This is a genomic window from Thermosyntropha tengcongensis (assembly GCF_055381335.1).
This window is the reverse complement of record NZ_AP042437.1, coordinates 127,914-148,046: the sequence shown is the minus strand read 5'-3', so window position 1 is coordinate 148,046 and position 20,133 is coordinate 127,914. Positions and strand designations below refer to the sequence as shown.

The following is a 20,133-nucleotide window of genomic DNA, read 5'->3' as shown; positions in this document are numbered from 1 at the left end:
AAAAATAGGCTGGCTTCTGCTATACCAGAGCCAGCCTCTCAATTATTTCCCTAACTCCCAGGATATTTATTACTCTTTTTAAGTTATAGGCCAGTAAATGCAGTTTATTCTCTGCATTTACAGAAACTAATCCCCTTGTCAGAAAATAACCATATCCCCATATCCGCTTTATTGTGCCGAATGGGTGCTCTACTATCATTTTCCTCTGTATATACAGTTGATTGTTTTCTTTGGTCCTTTTATCTACTACTTCTAACAATGACTGTGCTAAGTTGCGACTAACAGTCCTGCCATTTTTAGATTGGGTACATTTATCCCTTAAGCTGCATTGTTTGCATGCACGGCTATTTTTATATACCTGGTATTTTACTCCTTTTTCTTGCCGTATTTTGCTTGGATATAATGTCTCCCCTGCTGGACAGATGTAGATGTCTTTCTCTTTATCATATATAAATTTGTCAGGTTGAAATTCCGGGTCAGCTATATTGCCAGTAAATCTCTGCTTTGCTACATATGCTTCTATCTGATTTTTTTCACATTCAATTAAATCGCTGGTAGAATAATAGCCTTTATCCGCTAAAACTTTTATCGATTCCACTTCAAGTATTTCTTTGGCTTTTTTGGCCATGTTGCTCAGTTGCCCTTGATCTGAAGGATTATTTATTACTTCACTATCTACTACCAGCTTATGTTTATGGTCTACTGCTATTTGTACATTATAACTTACTTCCAAACCGTTATTGTTAACTGCCATTAAACGCGCATCTGGATCAACAGTTGATATCTCTGTCGCTCCTGTTTCTCTCATCTGCTCTTGCAAAGCCGTATATTTTTCTTTCCTCGCTTTTAACTCCTCTATTCGCTTCTGAATTTCTTCTGCGCTTGGAATATGGATATTAGCTTCTTCATGATCACTACTGTCTAATTCTTTTAAATAGTTTTCTATTTTTTCATCAATATATTTTAAATGCCTTTGTATTTTCTTCTGGTTAAAGTTGTTGTGCTTGGAATTGCTGGCCCTAAATTTGGAACCGTCAACAGCCAGTACCTCTTTCCCAAACAAGTCCCACTCTTTACATAATAGTGTGAACTGCTTGAATAAGGCTTTTATTGCTTCCGGATTGTCTTTCCTAAAATCAGCTATGGTCTTGAAATCTGGCTTTAGTTTGCGTAATAGCCAAATTACTTCAAGGTTTCTTTTTGCTTCATCTTCTAGTCTTCTGGAGGATCTGATTTTATTCAGGTATCCGTATAAGTATAATTTTAATAAGTCTCTGGGATCATATGATGGTCTGCCTTTTTGGTTGGGTATCGCTCTTTTGAAACCAAGCGCTTCCATATCTAAAGATTCTACAAATGCTTCTATCACTCTTACTGGATTGTCAGGTGTAATATAATCATCTATTGCTTCAGGAAACAGGGTGATAAGTTCCCGATTTTCTCCTTCTATGTATCCCATTTTCTCACCTCTCTATCACCCTGTATTCGACTTTTCTTGCATTAATCCCTCTTTCTGATGAAAGTTTTTTCACACAGTCTGACGGTTCTCTGTTTCACTTTAGTGAAACAGAGAACCGTCCCCCTGTTTCATTTTTTAGGCCCTAATATCGATATTAGCCCCCAGATGGGGCATTACCGACTGTTCCATAGCCTTGACGCCTGTTTCCATAACCTTCAGCATATCCTGCATCTGCACCTGCGCCTGCTCCATAGCCATTTTTAACACTGACACCCTGGCACTCTGCACGATTTTGGCCTGACTCAAATTTATCGACCAGGCAGCTATATCCATAAGATCACCTCTTTTCAGGAAACCACATAAGGCCTGAGTTCTTCCTCCAGCACCTGTTTCCAGCCCCTAAAAGCCGGTTCCAGATTTCCCTCAAAAATTTCAAGGATTCTGTACCCCTTATCTTCCTCATAGTACCTGACGATAAAATCAAAGGCTTTTTTTAAATCATCAGTAGCTATCCTTATTCTGCCACTGGCCAGGTCAGGTGACATGAAAATCAGGCTGTTTTCAACCGCCAGAAAAGCTTCAATAGTATCATGGAGAATGCCCATGGTAGCTTCTACGTCCAGGGCTTCAAGCTTTTCCCTGATATAGTCCAGGGCTTCCTGCATGGTAGACAAAAGCTCCAGTATATTTTGCACTACCGTTTTATCCAGCATACAACACCTGCTTTCCCGGGTATTCCTTACCCCCCTTTTTATATATTTCTACCTCTAGCTCTCAATATCCTGCTGCCGTTTTCCCTTTATTTTCCTCCACTAAGCTGCATCACAAGCCAGTCGCCCTGGCTCTGCATCCTGGCCAGCGCTTTTTCCATAGCCGTAAACTGCCTCCAGTATTTTTCCTCGGTTTTGGCCAATTTTTCCTGCATCTGCAGAAGTTTTTTCTCCTGCTGCAAAATCTCTTTGCCTAAAAGGCTGTTGTCTACCTTGTAATCATCACGGCCGGCTTTAGCAACCACCTGACTTATGGCAGTATTAACCCCGGTATAAACCTTCTGGGCTATGCCATTCTGGCTGCTGTTGGTAAAGAGGTTCATTACCCCTTCCATATCCTGGCTAAGTGCGCTGCGCAGCTTTTCCTCATTTACATAAAGCTTGCCCTTGTCATTCCAGGAAAGGGTAGTTATCCCTACCGAACTCAAGGTCTTATAATCCCCCTCCAGTCCGGAAACAGCATCCATGGCTGCCATCCTGATATTGCCGGCTATTCCCGAAAGCAGGGAATCGGAGTTTAAAAGCCCGCTCCTTGCTTTTTCTTCCCACAGCTTAATCTCCTCTTCTTTCATCTCTTTCTTCTGGGCTTCCGTCAAAGGCGGATAATCCCGGTACCTCTTTTCGGTAAGCTTGGTGTTTATCTTTTCCATAACCCCATTATAGGCTTCCACAAATGCTTTTATCTTTTCTACCGCTTTATCTATATCCTGGCTTACAGTAACCTGGGAAGTCCCTTCTCCTTTAAGGATCATGCTTATGCCCATAACCTTTACCTGATTGGAGCTGAAACTTAAGGCATCACCGCCGTTTATCCTTATAAGGGCATCCTGCCCCTGGCTTAAAGTAACTTCTTCGCCCACATTATAGGTGCCTCCCAGGAGGCTTCCCAGATCAGCTGCCCCATTATCATCCACGGCCTTTACTTTGATAACAGCACTGCTTCCGGTATCCACCGACATAAGGAAAAGCCGGTTCAAATTCTGGTCATAAACCGCCCTTACCCCGGTCGCGTTAGTCTGCGCATTTATCCTGGAAGCGACTTCTTTAGCCCCTTCCCCGGCAGCCAGGCTTATTTCATAACTCCCCTTGCTCCCGGCGATGATAAACTTTCCGCCCAGGGAAGAAAAGCTGCCAGTTGAAGCCTGGTAGCTGGCACCTTTGGCCAGCTGCTCCACCTGTATTTCATAATTGCCAATCGCAGTATCCGTATCTGCCCCGGTGGCCTGCAGCACGCTCTCCTGGCTGGAAACTACCCTGCGCCCCAGAAAAGTGCTCTGCAGTTTCAAATCAAAGGCAGCATTGCGCAAAGCAAGCAGCTTGGTATTTATTTCCCGGTAGTCGCTTCTTTTCCACTCCAGAAGCTGCTTTTCCTGGGCAATGCGGTCCACCCTGGTCTGTTCAAGCTGCATGAGCTGTTTTACTATCTTTTCGGTATCCAGCCCGCTTGCCATACCACCAAAACGGATGTTGTTGACATTATTCGTGTAGGACATGGTATCCCTCCTTCAAAACCCTCCTGCCTGCGTTAAAACAGGCTACTCGCCAGACCCTGCATCTTTTCCTTCTTTCCACCATCTGCTTAAAACGCCAGCTTCCTTCAGGTTGCGGACAGCTTCCATATTAGCTTCCCTGACCTCTTCATATATCTCCTTGCGCACTATGCTTACCTGGCGGGGAGCATTGATGCCGATTTTCACTACATCCTTCTGAATATCGATTATGCTTATTTCGATATTATCCCCGATGATTATGCTTTCCCCTTTTTTGCGTCCCAGAACCAGCAAACTTTATCTTCCCTCCCCCGCCGCGCACTTTGCCTTTTCCCCCTCCTGCGGGAAAATAAAGTGCTTGGTATTATAATCGGAATCAACCGCCACAAACTGAAGGCCTATTTTTTCTTCGGTATTTATGACTAAGGGAGCCAGAAGATTGGCCGTCGTCAAACGGTAATCTTCCGGAACGGTAAGAATGACAAACACCGCGATATTCTCCCCTTTTTCCCCGGCCTTTAAGCGGGATGCTTCCTCTTCCCCCAGCTTTATCTCATAAGATGGGAAAAATACAAACGGATTGGCCAGCATAAAACATAATTCCCGGTTATTGACCGACTGCATATAATAAAAAGGGGCTTCCTCGTCAACAGGTATAATTACGAATTCCTTTTCCTCTTCAAAAGCAGGAAGCCCTTCGGGAAACCTTATTATATTCTGGCTGTCTATTTCAATTTCTCCCAGGATACGGCTTGCGATCTTCATTAAAAATCCCTCCAAGATTTTTTACACCCTGATATCCAGGTTTTCCCCTACCCAGTCTATCTTTATGTAATTCTTCTGTTCCAGATAAACCTCCACCTTGCCCGGCTCGAAAAGGTTTTCCACCCTTCCCCGCCTGAGCTCAAGTTCTACTTCTCCCGGAATAAACTCAATCTCCACAGGACGCACATCCCAGACAATATCCGGCATCTGTTTGGGAATAGCAGTGACATTAAAGTCTGCCGCTTCGCCAAAGCCTTTTTCCGCAATGTCTTCCAGCTTAACGCCTTTTTCGATACTGGCCAGCATATCCCCTTCTTCCGCTATGTCGCCAATCGCCTGCAGGGCCTTTTCCCTTCCCAGCTGGGCATGATAGCGCAGGAACTCATCCAGGGTGCGCTTTTCCATATCGGCAAAACATCTGCGCTGGTCGATATATACCCGGGGGCGGGGATTATGCAGCTTAAGTTCCGGCTCTTTTATGCTGAGTTCAATCTGCGGCCCTGTTGTCCGCAAAGGCAGAAAAGGCTTTTTTATATTAAGCCCGATGCGGGCAAATTCCTGTTCAATCCTGAGCCTAAGCATCCTCTATCCCCTCCCGCTTTCTATCACTCTAGCGGAGGAAATCTACCAGGCTGGGCTGGATTATGCGCGCCCCTGCCGCCAGAGAAGCCCGGTAAACATTTTCCTGCATCTTGAGCTGCATGATGACTTCTGCCAGGTCAGCGTCTTCATTGGCAGCCAAAAGTCCGGTAAAAGAAATCCCTGTCGATTCAAGGCGGCTCCTCTGCAGTTCCAGCCGGTTCACCTTGGCCCCAATTACCGAACGGGCAGTCAGCATATCGCTCATCTTGTCATCTATCTTGCCTAAAGCCGAGCTTATCTTATCCAGTTCCCCATTCTTTATATCATTTACCAGATTGTCAAGCAGGGTAAAAATCCCTTCTTTTACTTCTGTCCCATCATCATGGTCGGTAAAGAAATAATTCATATCCTTATTGGTTATATTGATGGGTACAGTAATCCCTACCCCAATCTCCAGCTCCAGGTATTCATCATTGCCCTGCCAGCTGTTCCCCTTGCAGGGGGGTTCGGTAACATTGCGCCCGCCGAAGACATGTTTGGTACCATAGGTAGTATTGGCTATTAGCTTTAGCTGTTCGTTAAGTTCCCTTACCTCATCAGCTATGGCCTGGTGGGCACCCGGGTCATTGGTTCCATTGGCTGCCTTCACCGTAAGTTCCCGCACCCGGTGCAGAATCTGGGTAATATTGTCCAGAGCTGAATCGGTAGTTTCCATAAAATTTATAGCTTCCCCTATATTGGCCAGGTATTGTTCATTCTCCACTATATTGGTGCGCAGTCGCAGCGATTTAACCAGTCCGGCCGGGTTATCGGAAGGGGCGTTTATCTTGCGGCCGGTGGCCAGCTGCCGCTGGTATTTATCCATCATCCGGTAGTTATTATTCAGGTTGCGCATAAGGTCATTTACCAGCATATTGTTGGTTACGCGAATCATCCTGTCAGCCCTCCTTCATAAGGCTTATCTGCCCACCAGCCCCAGGCGGTTTACTATGACCTCCAGGGCTTCATCCATGGCTGTTATATAACGGGCAGCAGCATTATAGGCATGCTGGAACTTTATCATGTTGGTCATCTCTTCATCCAGGGAAACCCCGGAGATAGACTGCCTTTTCGTCTCCAGCTGGTTTATAAGAATCTCCTGGCTTTCCACCATCCGCTTGGCTTCCGCTGTCTGCACCCCTTTGTTGGCAGTAATGGCTCGCCAGTAGTCATCACCGGTAACATGGTTTATAACCCCGCTTAGGGTATTATTGGCATCAATATCTGCCGCTCCCACGACTGCTGACAAATCAGTCGGCACACTTCCTTTATACAGGGTAAGCCCGCCTAAATTTATAGCTGTAAAATTTTCCCCGGCTTTAAATACCAGCTTATCACCGCTGCATAAGACCTCAATCATTATATTATTAGCTTTCAAATCCGCATCTGCCTGCAGCTGCTTCTGCAGGAAAGCAGCCAGTTCAGCCAGATCGCGAAAAACCGGCGGCGGATTCATGCTGCTGGTATCTATGCTTATTGTACGGGAACCGCTGCTCCCGTATTTTACCACAATGTCTCCCGCTATCCTGTCATAAGGGAAACTAAGTGCCGAACCTAAAGAAACCGTCTCTGCCCATACATATCTGGCATTAAGGTCGTGCTTGAGCTGGGCAATCCTCAGCGCATTAGCCCCATCGCCAAAATTATACTTGCTCAAAACCCCGCTCCCATCATCCCAGGTTCGGTAAAAAGCAGCAGCTATATTCTTGGGGTCAGTAACTATATCCCGGTTTACGCTTATATACTCAGCCCAGTTTTTAATTCCATCTATATCAGCCATATTGTCCGGAGCATTGAAGAAATTGATCCCATCCGGGAATTTAGTCTGGTTATTGAGGCTAAAGCCGCTCCGGTGCAGTTCATTGGTGCGCAAAACGATAGTCTTGGCCAGGGCATTGAGCTGGTCAATCATCTCCGGAACAATCTCCCGGTAGGGGGAGACAGCAGGTTCTTCCGGCCTGGCCGTTTTCCCCCTTACATCCAGGAGGCCTTTAAGCTCTCCTCCCTCGATAATGGCTCTTACCCCGGTATCTTTCCATATCACCATATGCATGCCGTAAATATCCTGTACCGTAGAAAGCTCATAGTACTCCACACCCTGTACCAGGGTGCGGCCTCCCATCTGCACTGCCACCATACCGTTCTGTTCCTGTACAATATTAACCGAAACAAGCTTGCTGAGCTGGTCTAAAAGGAGGTCCCTCTTATCCAGAAGGTCGTTGGGCTGCTTGCCGGCAATAGTTATAGACAAAATCTGCTGGTTCAGGTCGGCTACCTGCTGGATGATAGAATTTATCTCCACTACCTTTATGTCCACAGAGGCATTTACATCTTCCCTCAGTTCCTTAAGCTGTTTATAGGTATGGTTGAAAGTGTCAGCCATGGCCATAGCCCGCTGCACAACGGTAGCCCTTACCGCTTCGCTTTCCGGATGGGTCACCAGATCCTGCCATGACTTCCAGTACAGGTCCATAACCGAGCGCAGTCCGTCCTCCGAAGGCTCATTCAGTATAACCTCAATCTTGGCTAAGGCATCATATACCGCATTCCAGTAGCCGGAACGCTTGTTTTCATTCCTTATCTGGGCATCCAGGAAACTGTCCCTTACCCGCTGGATATCCTTAACCGTAACCCCGGTACCCAGCTGGCCGGCCTTGCCGCTGCTTACCATCACCGGGGTGTGGTAAGGGCGGGTGGTCTGCAGATTAGCCTTCTGCCTGGTATACCCTTCGGTATTGGTATTGGCCACATTATGTCCGGTAACCTCCAGGGCCGTCTGCTGGCTCATTATAGTTCTTTTTCCTATTTCAATGCCAAAAAGCGACATCAGCTGTACCTCCAGATTGCAAAATAGCCTTTATAAAGCCTATACTTTCTTATCAATCAGGTTTATCCTCTTAAAAGCCGCTTCCGCCTGCTGTACATTTTTATCGTAAATCCCCGGTTTATCCCCTTCCAGCATGGCCTGCACCGTTTCTATATACTGCAGGGCCTGTTCAATAAGTTCATTATTGTGCCGGTTAAGATACTGAAGATAGCTTACTTCAAGGGTAAGCTCCTCTATCGCTTCCGCAAACGGGGGGTAAAAAAAGGGAAAAGAAGCCTTTATCCCTTCTAAAAGCCTTGCTGCTCCCAGCTCTTCTCCCTTAACCTGCCAGTAATCAGCCAGTTTTTCCTGCAGTTTCATCCTTTCCTCTTCCAGGCGGGCAAGATTGGCCAAAAGCAGGTTTTCCCTGGGCAGAAGCCTATCCAGTTCCCTTATGTTATCAGCAATCACATACCCCTGCTTTAACTTCCCGCACTCTATCAAATCCTTAACTATCCCGGTTTCTTTCTGTATAACCTGCAAAAGCCGGTTTAAGATTTCTTCCACCTGATACTCCTCCATTTTTAAACCAGTTTATCGACAATAGCCCGCTCTATCATTTTTTCCGCCACTTCCCCGGCTTCCACGGTATAAGTGCCAGCTGCTATCCGCTCCTTAAGCTCCTCCACCCTGTCAGGCCTTATATCCGGAGCCTGCTTTACAGCTTGCAAGGCCTGCTGTTTAAGGCGGCTCTCCTCGGAAATAGATATGCTGTCCTGCCTGGATGACGGCTTTACTACCTCTTTTTTGTTTATTTTGTTATTTGCCTGGCTCCCATACGCCTTTAATATATTCTGAATCTGGCTCTTGGAAATAATCATGGGCTCTTCTTCCTTCCTTTACGCATACTTGGCTTTATTATATTTTCGCATAAAAAAAAAAGATTATTAAGCCGATAAACCATAAATTTGGCTTAATATCTTTCTCTTTCTTGTTATTACTTCATTTTTCAGGCACAAAAACCAGGTATCGGGAACAAAAACTAGTCTTTCCGCCAGTAGCCGTCTTTGGTAAACATCCTGTCTTTGGAATCCCTTTTTATTTCCGGCTGTTTAACGGTATTCTCCCTTACCACGCTCTTGATCTCTTTTTCCATTTCCTTTATGCACTGCGGGCAGTATCTGCCAGCTGCAATCTTCTTTCCGCACCTTTCACATTCCAGAGCCATGGCCAATCCTTTCGACTGCAGCCTTCCTTCCCGCAGAAAATGCAGAATTTTTTCCTCTTCTACCCCGGTAGCTTCCGACACTTCAAAAACAGTGGCTCCCGGATTATCCCGCACATATCTTCTGACTATCATATATTCATTTTCTTCCTCTTCCTGGCATTTTTTGCACAGATTGCGCCCCTGATAGGCAAAAAGCCTTCCACACTGGGGGCAATTCCTGAGTTCCGCCATCAGCAAGCCCTCCTTCTAAAACATATACCCTTAAAAACCATGTCCAGTAGCCCAGGTGACAACAGCCACCCTTTCCGCCCCTTCCCTAAGGAGCGTCCGGGAACATTCCCGGCTGGTGGAACCGGTGGTATACACATCATCAACCAGTAATATATTCTTTCTATATATCTTTTCTTTATCCTGCACCGCAAAAGCGCAGAGCAGGTTTTTTTCCCTCTCTTCCCGGGAAAGCTCCCTCTGGGGAGGGGTTTCCTTTACCCTTATCAATACCTTATCATCCATCTTTACTTTGAGATGCTTGCCGATAACCCTGGCCAGCTCGGCGGTCTGGTTGAACCCCCGCTGCTCTATATGCCCCTTGGAGGCAGGGACCGGAATTATGAGGTCAATGGGAAAAAAGCGGGGCTCCTTTTCCACCACCTCCGCCATCATCCTTCCCATAACCACCGCCAGATTTTTTTTGCCCAGAAACTTCAAAACCTTTATGGCAATACGGCAGGAATCCTCATACGGCCCTACAGCCCGGGCAATAGCAAAAGGCGGCTCTTTCTCCATACAGTCCCGGCACAAAAACTTGTCCTCAGCTATAACCTTGCCGCACCGGTCACATATATGCATCTTTTCATGCATATTCCTTATCGCCTCTTCACACTCATCACACCAGGGCCTGGCTGTACTGTACCTCCCCGGCTTCTGGCAGAGGCTGCATCTATCCATAGGAAAAATGATATCCAGCAAAAAATCAAGCACTTTCCTTACCCCACCCCAAAACTTTACAGTACATATTATTCATATCTGTATAAAACTGTTACAAAATAGACAGGATAATAACTTATTATAACATAATCCGCCAAACCTTTAAAAGAGTGAAACAGGGGACGGTTCTCTGTTTCACAGCTTTCTCAGTGAAACAGAGAACCGTCCCCTGTTTCACAGCTTCCTTTCTTCACATTTGCCCTTTAACCTTTTTCCCCTTTTTATCTTCCACCAGATGGCTGCCGACAATAAGAGCTGCCATCATAACCACCCAGATGGCAAAACACAGCAGTTTGAGAAAAGTGAGCATAAAAAAACTCCTTTCCGCCGCTTTAATACATAAATATGCGAAAAGGAGATATGCCGATTACTGACATAATTTACAAAACCAGCCTAAACAATTCCTTTTTTCAGGGCATACAGGGCTGCCTGGGTCCTATCCTGCACCCCCAGCTTGCGGAAAATGGAAGTCAGGTGGTTTTTTACCGTCTTTTCGCTTATACATAAAGCTTCTGCAATCTGCCGGTTGTTTTTTCCTTCCGCAATAAAGGCCAGCACATCCCTTTCCCGCCTGGTAAGCCTCATATCCCTGTCCTTAAAATCTTCCTCATCAGCAGGTTCCAAATCCTCATCTCTCTCTTCAAATGCCTTATGTACTGCCTCCAGAAGCTGTTCCTCCACAACATTCTTGAACAGGCAAAAACAAGCGCCCGCCTTTAACATCTCACTTGCTTCATCTTCCAGCACTGCCAGCCCTATTATCCTGATTTCCGGAAATTCCCGCAAAATCACCCTGCTTGCCCATATGCCATCCGTTCCCGGCATATTGGCATCCATAAGGATAACATCCGGCTTTATCTTGCGGGCCATATTTATGGCTCCCTGCCCATCCCCCACTTCAGTCAAAAATTCAATCCCCGGATCAGACTTCAGCAGTTTTTTAAGCCTTTCGCGTACGGCAGCATTGTCATCTGCCACCACTACCCTCACCTTATCCAACTTCTTTCCTCCTCGCCAGACGGAACATCCTATAGATAAGCAAACCCCAGCTCCTTTAAAACCTGTTCTTTTATCTTTTCCATCCCGTCTTCTTCATCAACCTCAAAATAAACCCTGAACAGCGGCTCTGTCCCGGAAGCCCTTACCAGAAACCAGCTGCCATCTTCCAGAACCACCTTTTTCCCATCCAGGGTGCTTATGTTAGTTACCTTGAGGTCAGCTACCAAACGGGGCATATATTCTTCAATATTCTGCATAATCTTAGCTTTTTCCTGCTCCCTCACCTTTATATCAAAACGTTTGCTAAAAAGCATTCCGTATTCTTCTCTAACTTCCGCTTTCAGCTCTGCAATAGTCTTGTCGGAAGCTGCCAGCATCTCGGCAGCCAGCAGGCAGGCAAGTATGCCGTCTTTTTCGGGAACATGCCCGAAAATACTCAAGCCTCCGCTCTCTTCCCCTCCCATAAGGCACCCTTTTTCCCGCATGCATTTTCCTATATATTTAAACCCTACCGGTGTTTCTATAACTTCCAGGCCGAATTTTCTGGCTATAAAATCAAGCATATGGGTAGTAGCCACCGTCCTGGCTACTGGCCCCTTATAAGTGCGAGTCTTTAAAAGGTGCAGAAGCAGAAGGTACATAAACTCATTGGCTGATACAAAATTGCCTTCCCCATCGATAATCCCGAAGCGGTCGGCATCGCCATCCAGAGCCAGCCCAATATCCGCATTATAGGCAACCACCGCCCTCTTAAGGGTTCCCAGCAGGCGATCGACAGGCTCCGGCATAGACCCTCCAAAAAGCGGGTCCCGGTAGTTGTTAACCGTTTTGACCTCGCATCCCAGGCCTTCCAGAATCCTGTCCAGATAGCCGATGCCTGCCCCATACATAGGGTCAATCACCACTTTTAGCGGCTTTAAGGCAAAGCATTCCTTATTTATAAGCCCCAGCACATGCTCAATATAGGCATCTTCCATCTCTATCTCCTGCCAAAGCCCCAAACGTTCTGCCTCCACCACGCTCAGCTCATAGACCTTGCCGGTTTCCATGGCCCGGTTTACCTGCTGTTCTATAATATCAGTAACATCAGGCATAGCCGGCCCTGCATATTCCGGTATAAACTTTATCCCATTATATTCAGGCGGATTGTGGCTGGCAGTAATCATGACTGCCCCGGCCGCATCCAGTGCCCTGATAGCAAAAGCAGTAACCGGGGTGGGCATAGCCCTTTTCCCTATATATACCTTTATCCCGTTGCCAGCTAAAACCTTTCCGCATTCATGCGCAAAACTTTCCGACATGAAGCGGTTGTCATAGCCGATGACAACCCCTTTTTTACCAGGATTGCGGCTGTTTACATAGGCAGCAATGCCCTGTGCCACTGCCCGGCAGCCTGCAAAAGTAAACTCATCAGCCATCACTGCCCGCCAGCCGTCAGTTCCAAACTTTATCGGCATCAAGCTTTTCCTCCTTGCAGGACCAGAGGGACAGCTCCTTTGGCCCCGGTAGATAATTTCAGACAATATACCCTACCTTACGTCAAATTCGCCCCTCAAGCCAGAAATCCTTCTAGCTCGCCCCGATTCGCACATATAAAAATTCCCGGATAACCTTGACAATCCTTTTGGCTGCCCTGCCATCACCATAAGGATTGATAGCCCTGGCCATCCTTTCATATTCTTCCCTATCGGTAAGCAGCCGTTTGGCCTCCGCATAAATCTTCTCCCTTACCGTCCCCACCAGCTTGACGGTGCCAGCCTTAACCGCCTCCGGCCGCTCGGTAGTATCCCGCAAGACCAGAACCGGTTTGCCAAGAGATGGTGCTTCCTCCTGCAGCCCCCCCGAATCCGTGAGGACCAGATAAGATACATTCATGAGGTTGGCAAAAGGTTCATAATCAAGCGGCTCCAGAAGATGAATCCGCTCCCTGCCTCCCAGCATCTCCTCCGCCAGGTTTTTTACCACCGGATTCCTGTGCACCGGGAAAACTACCTCCACATCCGGGAACTCTTCCACCAGATCAATCAAGGCCTCATATATACCTTTCATCCTTTCTCCCCAGTTTTCCCGGCGGTGGGTAGTCACCAGAAGGATGCGGTTATTAAAATTAATCCCCTTAAATTCCTCGCCAAACTGGTAATCAGGTTTTACAGTAGCCAAAAGGGCGTCAATAACAGTATTCCCCGTTACCCAGATTTTAAAAGAAGCTGTAGATTCTGCCAGCAGGTTTTCCCGCGCCGTATCAGTAGGGGCAAAATGAATCTCCGCCAGCCTCCCGGCCAGGGTGCGGTTCATCTCTTCCGGAAAAGGCGAATACTTGTTGCGGGTCCTCAAACCTGCCTCCACATGCCCTACCGGAATCTTTTCATAAAAAGCCGCCAGGGCAGCGGCAAAGGTAGTCGTGGTATCCCCGTGCACCAGCACCAGCTGCGGCTTCTCCTTGCGCAAAATATCCTTCATCCCGCTTAAAACCCCGGTAGTTATGCTGAAAAGATCCTGTTCCTCCCGCATAAGGTCCAGGTCATAATCCGGTTTAATATTGAAAAGGTGCAAAACCTGGTCCAGCATCTCCCGGTGCTGGGCGGTAACTACCACTACCGTATCCAGGTCTTCCGCCTGTTTAAGCTCATTCACCACCGGTGCCATCTTGATCGCTTCCGGCCGCGTGCCGAAAACTACCATAACCTTGCCTAAATGTATCAAGCTCCTTCCTCCTTCTCCTGTGAAACAAGGGGACGGTTCTCTGTTTCACACATATGTTCAAAATATTAGCACAGCTGAAGAATATTTTATTTGCCAGGGCGGCCGGCATGTCTTAAAACCGGCAAACCCGCCGTGTATAATGCTGATGTCCCCATTTTGCCTATGAAGCAGGCATACTAATATTATATGCCCGGCAATCCCCCTCTCAATCCTGCGCTTCGCTTTCCCGCCTGCCAGCGGGTATATTACAAATCCGCAAGCTTTAAGCATTCCGTCCATTCGCAATTTTCCCGGCAGCAGCCAAACCCCTGCTTACTGTCTGCCGGTATGCAAATTTTCGCAAACAATAAAGCCTCTTTCTGCTTTTATCCATCCTGTCCCTTCTTGAGCATCGATACGGGAAGTATATCTGTAATCCTGAACACCAGGCAGTTTTTAAGGGGGAAAGAAGCATACCTGGTTTTCAAAAGCCTTTCCCTTATCCTTTCATAGTATTCCCCTTCCGTATAATCGCCTATCAGTTCAACATAAACCCTTATCCCGTCCTTGCTCTTTTCCCCGTCTGTCAGCAATACCATAAATACACCCTTGCCGGTTTCCTTAAGATTAGCATATGTCTTATCTGCCCCAAAACGTGCGCAGATAATCGTCTCATCGTCAATCATCTCCAGAATCGAAATCACCGCAATATTTACATTATAATCCCTATCCACCGTGCTCAAAGTCGTGGATATATAATTTGCATTTAAAAGTTCCCTGGCCTTCTCCACCAAAGCCCTATCCATCAAACTCCCTCCCTTAAAGCCTGCGGGACAGCTCCATAGCCCCGCTTTTTCCCTGCTTTTTAAAAAAGCTATATTATAAAGAAATTTTTGTCAAGCGAAACAGGGGACGGTTCTCTGTTTCAAACATATGTTCAATTCGGCAGGGTTTAGAAATATTTTTACTTTAGGCCCCTTTTCAAAAACCACCCTGTAAAAATTCACCGCCTGCCGCCTTAATCCTTCCCGGTTTTCACAAGTTTTTACGCTTAAAAGCTGATTTCCCGCTTTTAGCTGCTTTCCGCCTTAATTCCTCCCGGCATTTACAGTTTCCTCATCCCTTAAAATATAGTACAATACCATAAAAGTTATTTCCATCACAAATTAGCCTTAAAAAGGGGGTACCTTAATGCCCAGAGTGCTCAAAACCAGAGAAATGGAACGGTGCATAGGCTGTTATTCCTGCATGCAGGCCTGTGCCCGTGAAGTTTTTAAAACCTTTTCCCTGCAGTATGCCGCCATCCGCATCAAGACCCGCGGCGGCCTGCAGAGCAAGATGACCGCAGATATCTGCCGCTCCTGCAAAAATCCCCCCTGTGCAGAGAGCTGCCGTTTTGGGGCCCTTGCTGGCCGGCCTGGCGGAGGGGTAAAATTTTCTCCTTCCAGGTGCAACGGCTGCGGCGACTGCATAAATGCCTGCCCCATAGGTTATATAAAGATGAACCCGGAAACCAGAAAAATCATCATGTGCCTGCACTGCGGCATCTGTGCCGACTACTGCCCTCATGATATAATAACCCTGGTGGAGGTGGAAGAAGATGCTTAACCTTCCGGCCATAAGGATTTTAAAAATAGACCTGACTTCCCGCCAGTTTGAAATCCAGGAACGGGAAGACCTTGTCCCCTATCTGGGCGGGGTAGGAGTGGCCATGAAGCTCCTGGATGAAGAGCTGGCCTACGATAAGGAACCGCTTTCCCCCGAACAGCCGATAATATTTGCTATCGGGGCCCTTTCCACCATCTACCCGGTAATAACCAAAACCGTATGTGCTTTCCGTTCCCCCCTTACCGGCAACCTGGGCGAAAGCTATGCCGGCGGAAGGCTGGCCATGGCCCTTCTCTATTCCGGCTATGATGCCGTCATAATCAAGGGCAAGGCTGACCGCCCCGTTTACATAACCATCGGCTCCCATCAGGTAGCCATCAAAAATGCTGACCCCCTCTGGGGCACTACAGTAGAAGAAGCCGGCCGCTACCTCAGGGAAAAAGAAGGGACACGCGGCATACGTTCCATAATCCGCATCGGCCCGGCAGGAGAAAAAATGGTGCGCTTTGCCGGCATAAATGTGGACACCTACCGGCACTTCGGACGTCTGGGAGCAGGGGCCGTTTTCGGCAGCAAAAACCTGAAGGCCATAGTGGTAAGCGGGGACAACTACTATCCCATCCCCGCCTCCTGCTTCAAGGCTTACCGCCAGGTATACCGGGAAATCTATGAACAGGTCACGGATACAGAAATCATGGAAAAATACCACGACCTGGGAACCCCCGCCAATGTGCTGCCTTTAAACGACATGAAGGCTCTTCCTACCCGCAACCTGACCTCCGGCAGCTTTGAATTCGCGGAGGAACTCTCCGGGGAAGCCTTTGCCGAAGAAGCCCTGGTGCGCAAAATGGCCTGTGTCGGATGTCCGGTAGGATGCATCCACATCGGGCAGTACCGCACCATGTTCGACCAGTACAGCCATGAATACGCTTCCAATTCCTTAAGCTACGACTATGAGCCTATTTACGCCCTGGGAAGCTTTATCGGCACCCGGACCAAAGCCGAATTTTTCCGCATCCTGGAAAAGGTTGAAAACTACGGGTTCGACGCCCTTTCCGCCGGGGTTTTAATGGGATGGATGACCGAAGCCTATCAAAACGGCCTGTTAAAAGAGGAAGACCTCGGAACCAGCCTTGCATTCGGCTATACGGAAGGCTACCTCAAAGTCCTGGAAAACCTTGTTAAAAACGACAATGAACTTTATCAAACCCTGCGTCTGGGAGTAGAAGAGGCAGCTGGCAAATACGGCGGCCTGGACTACGCCATGGCTCTGGGCAAACACGAAATGACCGGCTATCACACCGGCTACGGCGCAGTTCTGGGACAGGCTGTGGGCGCCAGGCATTCCCACCTGGACAATGCCGGTTATGCCGCAGACCAGAAATACAGCATCGAAGACCGCGACCAGTTCGTAGATGCCATATTCAACGAAGAAGTGGCGCGCTGCCTGCTAAACAGCCTTATAATCTGCCTGTTTGCCCGCAACGTATATACAGTCGACATGGTAGAAAAAGCCTTTAAAGCTGTAGGCCGCGATATAAGCAAAGAAGAGCTTTTAAAAACAGCCCGGGAAATCCTGAAGCTCAAACTTTCCATAAAATACAAGTTGGGCTTTGACTTTAGAAAGCTCCGCTTCCCATCCCGCTTTTTCCAAACCGAATACCACGGGGGCAAAATGGACCCCGACATCATGCAGGACCTTCTGGACTGCTACATAATGCGGGTTGAAAAACTGATGCAGGAATAAAAGGGACGGTTCTCTGTTTCACCAAAGTGAAACAGAGAACCGTCCCCCTGTTTCATCTGTACTTCCACTTAAAAACCCTGTACAGCAGGGAGGCTGCCTGGGCCCGGGTAAGCTTATCCCGCGGGCAGAAGCGGCCATCCGGCATACCTCTGACAATTCCCATTCCCAAAAGCTCTTTTACCGCCTGCCTGCTCCAGGGAGCCATTTCATCCTCATCTACAAATCCTGCATCGCTTTCCCCTTCCCTGCTTCTGAGCAAATTTTCTCCCATAAACCGGTACAGGACAGCTGCCATCTCTTCCCGGGTAATCCCCTCTTCAGGTAAAAAGGCCTTTTCGTTCCTTCCCGCAAGCCAGGAATTTCCCTGCGCTTTCCTTACCGCATCATAATACCAGGCACCAGGTGAGACATCAGCAAACCCTGCCCCCTCTTCACCTTTTTTGCCGCTTAGGAAACCGCCATTTCCTTCCTCCATCCTGACCAGCATGGCTGCCACCTCTGCCCGGCTTACCTTCTCATCCGGAGCAAAAACCCCCTTTTTCTTTCCTGCCACCACATGATGGACAGCCAGAAACTCTGCCGCCTCTTTTGCCCAGTGGCCTTTTAAATCAGCAAAACCTGCCTTAACATAAAAAATCCCGTATACCCCATCCCCTCTATACTCCAAAATCCATAAACCATCCTTCTCCCTTGCTATCCCGGCATAGAGAAAATTATCACCTTTCCCCTTAAAAAAGCCGGCTATCATTTCTGAAGCTTCAAAATCCCTGCCTTTATCCAGCATAATAAAACACCTGAGGTTATCGGCAAGCCCTTCCTTTCTAATCTCCAGCTTCCACAGGCTGGAGGCCGGCTTCAGGTCATGATAGGCTGAAGATGCATTCTCCTCTTTAACCTCCGTTAAACCAGCAGCCAGATAAGCTTTATCTTCATCCCTTACTTCAATACCTTCAAACCTTATAAGAACTCCATCCTTCTTCACAATCACTTCCCTGTTTTCCAGACCCCTCAAAACCTTCCCCTTAAAAACCACTTCCCCTTCTTCTCCCAACTCAAAAACCAAAACCCCATTCGCCTCTGCAACAGCCGGCACAGCTTTCTCATCTTCCCAGGCTTTCGTTTTTTTGCCCTCATAACCCTGGCTTTTACCATCATCTTTATTTTCCGGCAAACCATCTTCCCTGCCAGGCCCATTATTAATTACCCCGGAACCGGAAGTACTATCCCCTCCAGCATCTTCCCCTTTTCCTCCGCTATCTTCGCCTTTTTCGCCTGTTTTATCACCTGTCTCCCCTTCAGAACCCCCATTTTCTTTCCCACTTCCAGCCTGCGGGGACTCTTCCTGCCCTGCCCCTTCTTCTCCTTCACTTTCATCCCCGCTTCCATTTTCCCCGCCTGCAGCTGCATTTTCCCCCTCCACCTTTATATCTAAGCTGACCTCCAAACCGCCATAACAGGCAGTAAGCACATCTTCTCCATCCTTTTCCCCATAATAAACCCCATCTGCAACTGGATTTTCAAGCCGGCTTATCCATGCTATCCCTTCTTCCACAACCTCAAAAGCGCCGTCCGAATAAACCCCACCAAGCTGCAGAGGAAGGCTCTGCCCCTTCTTAATAACCGCCTCCCCGGCAGGAACCAGCCTGAGGCCGGTAAGTTCAACCACCTTCACCCCGCCTGCAGCCTCTTTTCCTTCATAAAAAGCCTTAACCAGCACATCTCCTGCCCTTATCCCCCTAACCTTTCCTCCTGCTATATAAACCTCACCTTCCCCTTCTGTCTCCCAGGCTGCCTGTTCAGATACCTCCTCCTCCCATCCATTCCGGTAAAGCGCTTTAAGGCTGAACTCACGCTCCTCTCCCTTCTTTATCCTCATTCCGGAAGGCTCCAGGCTCAAAAAGGCCAGCCCCGCATGCCAGACAAGCTTGTAGTTCTCATCAAGCCAGAAAAAATCTGTGCCGCTGGTGGCAAAACAGAGAGGTTTTACCCCCTTTGCCAGAACCTCCTCCCCGGTTCCGGCAGCCATATTAAACCGGCAGATATTATCACCCATCCTGTAATACACAAAATCCCCATAAAGATATACAAAACTTTTTCCCGCATCGACATCTATCCCCAAATACTCCGGCACTAATTCCTCACCCAGCCTCACCCTGAAAAGCTTTCCCGTGCCGCTTTCCGCATAAACCAGAGTATCTCCCCACAGGCTGATCATGCCAAAAACCGGCCTTATGCCCGATGCCTCCCTTACCTGCCTTTCATTTATATCCATAAACTTCAAAACCCCGCTGCCGTTTATCCACACCAGCCAGCTTAATCCATCCCGGTTAAAAAAACACATATCCTTCACACTGTCAGAAAAAAGCGTCTGTCCACCAGCTTTCCCTATCGTTTGCAAAACACATTCCTTGGTTATTGAAGAGCCTTTAAAATATACCACCTTTCCTCCGCTTATCCGGAAAAAAGGGCTTATCTCCCCTGCTGCCAGCAACCCCTTCTGTCCGGTTTTCCAGTTCTTAAAACACAGATTCTTGCTGCTATCCCGGTAAACAGCCATCTCCCCGTCTACCCTCACTTTTTCCGCATTGGGCAGTTGAGTTTCCGCGTCCAGAACCTGCGGCATGCTCTTTCCGACAACAAAAAAGCAGGCCCGCTGGATTCCCCCTACCTTCTCGCTCCAGACCGCTGTATCCCCGGCTGCATCCGGAGCCGAAAAACTATATCCATCGCCTGCCTCTAGATATTCAATTCTTCCCTCAGCATCCCACGCTGCAGCAGGGCTGCCCCAAACTGCCAGCCATCCTAAAACCGCAAAAATTCCCCAAACAAAAAAAGACGCCCTGCGCCCTCTTTTCCCCACTTTTCCTCCCCCCCTGACTGCCTGCCATAATCATGCAAAATATCCCTTTATTTTTCATTAATTCCATTTATATATATTTTTACAACAAATTCCTTCCCTGTCAAGCAAAAA

General features: G+C 47.8%; 21 protein-coding genes. 2 read left to right on the top strand and 19 right to left on the bottom strand.

Annotated features, from left to right (window positions below; all coding sequences use genetic code 11):
- Positions 1-19: 19 nt before the first annotated feature.
- From ACZ42E_RS00745 to ACZ42E_RS00660, 18 genes are all read right to left on the bottom strand, one after another.
- Positions 20-1,459, bottom strand: coding sequence for an IS1182 family transposase (locus tag ACZ42E_RS00745; protein WP_464892080.1), 1,440 nt, complete (start codon positions 1,457-1,459; stop codon positions 20-22).
- A gap of 135 nt (positions 1,460-1,594) precedes the next feature.
- The gene (locus tag ACZ42E_RS00740; protein ID WP_464892562.1) at positions 1,595-1,792 is read right to left on the bottom strand and encodes a YjfB family protein; all 198 of its coding nucleotides are present in this window, start codon (positions 1,790-1,792) and stop codon (positions 1,595-1,597) included.
- 14 nt (positions 1,793-1,806) lie between these two features.
- Positions 1,807-2,172, bottom strand: coding sequence for a DUF8042 domain-containing protein (locus ACZ42E_RS00735; protein WP_464892561.1), 366 nt, complete (start codon positions 2,170-2,172; stop codon positions 1,807-1,809).
- Positions 2,173-2,258: 86 nt separating this feature from the next.
- Complete coding sequence (gene fliD, locus ACZ42E_RS00730) at positions 2,259-3,722, bottom strand: flagellar filament capping protein FliD (RefSeq protein WP_464892560.1); 1,464 nt, start codon at positions 3,720-3,722, stop codon at positions 2,259-2,261.
- Positions 3,723-3,764: 42 nt separating this feature from the next.
- Complete coding sequence (csrA, locus tag ACZ42E_RS00725; RefSeq protein WP_464892559.1) at positions 3,765-4,013, bottom strand: carbon storage regulator CsrA; 249 nt, start codon at positions 4,011-4,013, stop codon at positions 3,765-3,767.
- A gap of 3 nt (positions 4,014-4,016) precedes the next feature.
- Positions 4,017-4,484: a flagellar assembly protein FliW gene (fliW, locus tag ACZ42E_RS00720; protein WP_464892558.1), complete on the bottom strand. Its 468-nt coding sequence runs from the start codon at positions 4,482-4,484 to the stop codon at positions 4,017-4,019.
- Between the two features lie 21 nt (positions 4,485-4,505).
- Positions 4,506-5,066, bottom strand: a complete 561-nt coding sequence (locus ACZ42E_RS00715; RefSeq protein ID WP_464892557.1) for a DUF6470 family protein — start codon at positions 5,064-5,066, stop codon at positions 4,506-4,508.
- 28 nt (positions 5,067-5,094) lie between these two features.
- A complete protein-coding gene (gene flgL, locus ACZ42E_RS00710) occupies positions 5,095-6,000 on the bottom strand; it encodes a flagellar hook-associated protein FlgL (protein ID WP_464892556.1) in 906 nt (301 codons plus the stop codon).
- A gap of 24 nt (positions 6,001-6,024) precedes the next feature.
- On the bottom strand, positions 6,025-7,932 hold the full coding sequence (gene flgK / locus ACZ42E_RS00705) for a flagellar hook-associated protein FlgK (protein ID WP_464892555.1): 1,908 nt from the start codon (positions 7,930-7,932) through the stop codon (positions 6,025-6,027).
- Positions 7,933-7,971: 39 nt separating this feature from the next.
- Complete coding sequence (gene flgN, locus ACZ42E_RS00700) at positions 7,972-8,478, bottom strand: flagellar export chaperone FlgN (protein WP_464892554.1); 507 nt, start codon at positions 8,476-8,478, stop codon at positions 7,972-7,974.
- Between the two features lie 17 nt (positions 8,479-8,495).
- Complete coding sequence (gene flgM, locus ACZ42E_RS00695) at positions 8,496-8,792, bottom strand: flagellar biosynthesis anti-sigma factor FlgM (protein ID WP_464892553.1); 297 nt, start codon at positions 8,790-8,792, stop codon at positions 8,496-8,498.
- A 161-nt stretch (positions 8,793-8,953) separates the two neighbouring features.
- Entirely contained in the window at positions 8,954-9,370 is a 417-nt protein-coding gene (locus ACZ42E_RS00690; RefSeq protein WP_464892552.1) for a TIGR03826 family flagellar region protein, read from the bottom strand.
- 30 nt (positions 9,371-9,400) lie between these two features.
- Positions 9,401-10,120 (bottom strand): double zinc ribbon domain-containing protein, encoded by a 720-nt coding sequence (locus ACZ42E_RS00685; RefSeq protein WP_464892551.1) that lies wholly within the window; start codon positions 10,118-10,120, stop codon positions 9,401-9,403.
- A gap of 399 nt (positions 10,121-10,519) precedes the next feature.
- Positions 10,520-11,116, bottom strand: coding sequence for a response regulator transcription factor (locus ACZ42E_RS00680; RefSeq protein ID WP_464893545.1), 597 nt, complete (start codon positions 11,114-11,116; stop codon positions 10,520-10,522).
- A 38-nt stretch (positions 11,117-11,154) separates the two neighbouring features.
- Positions 11,155-12,582, bottom strand: a complete 1,428-nt coding sequence (locus tag ACZ42E_RS00675) for a phosphoglucomutase/phosphomannomutase family protein (protein ID WP_464892550.1) — start codon at positions 12,580-12,582, stop codon at positions 11,155-11,157.
- Between the two features lie 112 nt (positions 12,583-12,694).
- A complete protein-coding gene (gene wecB / locus ACZ42E_RS00670; RefSeq protein ID WP_464893544.1) occupies positions 12,695-13,807 on the bottom strand; it encodes a non-hydrolyzing UDP-N-acetylglucosamine 2-epimerase in 1,113 nt (370 codons plus the stop codon).
- Positions 13,808-13,885: 78 nt separating this feature from the next.
- A complete protein-coding gene (locus ACZ42E_RS00665; protein ID WP_464892549.1) occupies positions 13,886-14,107 on the bottom strand; it encodes a hypothetical protein in 222 nt (73 codons plus the stop codon).
- 86 nt (positions 14,108-14,193) lie between these two features.
- Positions 14,194-14,613: a hypothetical protein gene (locus ACZ42E_RS00660; protein WP_464892548.1), complete on the bottom strand. Its 420-nt coding sequence runs from the start codon at positions 14,611-14,613 to the stop codon at positions 14,194-14,196.
- A 385-nt stretch (positions 14,614-14,998) separates the two neighbouring features.
- Between ACZ42E_RS00660 and ACZ42E_RS00655 the strand changes: the two genes are divergently transcribed.
- Positions 14,999-15,415, top strand: a complete 417-nt coding sequence (locus tag ACZ42E_RS00655) for a 4Fe-4S binding protein (protein ID WP_464892547.1) — start codon at positions 14,999-15,001, stop codon at positions 15,413-15,415.
- Positions 15,408-17,162, top strand: coding sequence for an aldehyde ferredoxin oxidoreductase N-terminal domain-containing protein (locus ACZ42E_RS00650; RefSeq protein WP_464892546.1), 1,755 nt, complete (start codon positions 15,408-15,410; stop codon positions 17,160-17,162). Before ACZ42E_RS00655 ends, ACZ42E_RS00650 begins: the two co-directional genes overlap by 8 nt.
- Before the next feature lie 52 nt (positions 17,163-17,214).
- Here ACZ42E_RS00650 and ACZ42E_RS00645 read toward each other — a convergent pair whose 3' ends face one another.
- Entirely contained in the window at positions 17,215-20,022 is a 2,808-nt protein-coding gene (locus tag ACZ42E_RS00645; protein ID WP_464892545.1) for an S-layer homology domain-containing protein, read from the bottom strand.
- Positions 20,023-20,133: the final 111 nt, after the last annotated feature.

Coding starts and splice junctions, on each gene's coding strand:
- ACZ42E_RS00745 (WP_464892080.1), bottom strand. CDS start 1,459: ATGGGATACATAGAAGGAGAAAATCGGGAACTTATCACCCTGTTTCCT.
- ACZ42E_RS00740 (WP_464892562.1), bottom strand. CDS start 1,792: ATGGATATAGCTGCCTGGTCGATAAATTTGAGTCAGGCCAAAATCGTG.
- ACZ42E_RS00735 (WP_464892561.1), bottom strand. CDS start 2,172: ATGCTGGATAAAACGGTAGTGCAAAATATACTGGAGCTTTTGTCTACC.
- fliD (WP_464892560.1), bottom strand. CDS start 3,722: ATGTCCTACACGAATAATGTCAACAACATCCGTTTTGGTGGTATGGCA.
- fliW (WP_464892558.1), bottom strand. CDS start 4,484: ATGAAGATCGCAAGCCGTATCCTGGGAGAAATTGAAATAGACAGCCAG.
- ACZ42E_RS00715 (WP_464892557.1), bottom strand. CDS start 5,066: ATGCTTAGGCTCAGGATTGAACAGGAATTTGCCCGCATCGGGCTTAAT.
- flgL (WP_464892556.1), bottom strand. CDS start 6,000: ATGATTCGCGTAACCAACAATATGCTGGTAAATGACCTTATGCGCAAC.
- flgK (WP_464892555.1), bottom strand. CDS start 7,932: ATGTCGCTTTTTGGCATTGAAATAGGAAAAAGAACTATAATGAGCCAG.
- flgM (WP_464892553.1), bottom strand. CDS start 8,792: ATGATTATTTCCAAGAGCCAGATTCAGAATATATTAAAGGCGTATGGG.
- ACZ42E_RS00690 (WP_464892552.1), bottom strand. CDS start 9,370: ATGGCGGAACTCAGGAATTGCCCCCAGTGTGGAAGGCTTTTTGCCTAT.
- ACZ42E_RS00675 (WP_464892550.1), bottom strand. CDS start 12,582: ATGCCGATAAAGTTTGGAACTGACGGCTGGCGGGCAGTGATGGCTGAT.
- wecB (WP_464893544.1), bottom strand. CDS start 13,807: ATGGTAGTTTTCGGCACGCGGCCGGAAGCGATCAAGATGGCACCGGTG.
- ACZ42E_RS00665 (WP_464892549.1), bottom strand. CDS start 14,107: ATGGACGGAATGCTTAAAGCTTGCGGATTTGTAATATACCCGCTGGCA.
- ACZ42E_RS00660 (WP_464892548.1), bottom strand. CDS start 14,613: ATGGATAGGGCTTTGGTGGAGAAGGCCAGGGAACTTTTAAATGCAAAT.
- ACZ42E_RS00655 (WP_464892547.1), top strand. CDS start 14,999: ATGCCCAGAGTGCTCAAAACCAGAGAAATGGAACGGTGCATAGGCTGT.
- ACZ42E_RS00650 (WP_464892546.1), top strand. CDS start 15,408: ATGCTTAACCTTCCGGCCATAAGGATTTTAAAAATAGACCTGACTTCC.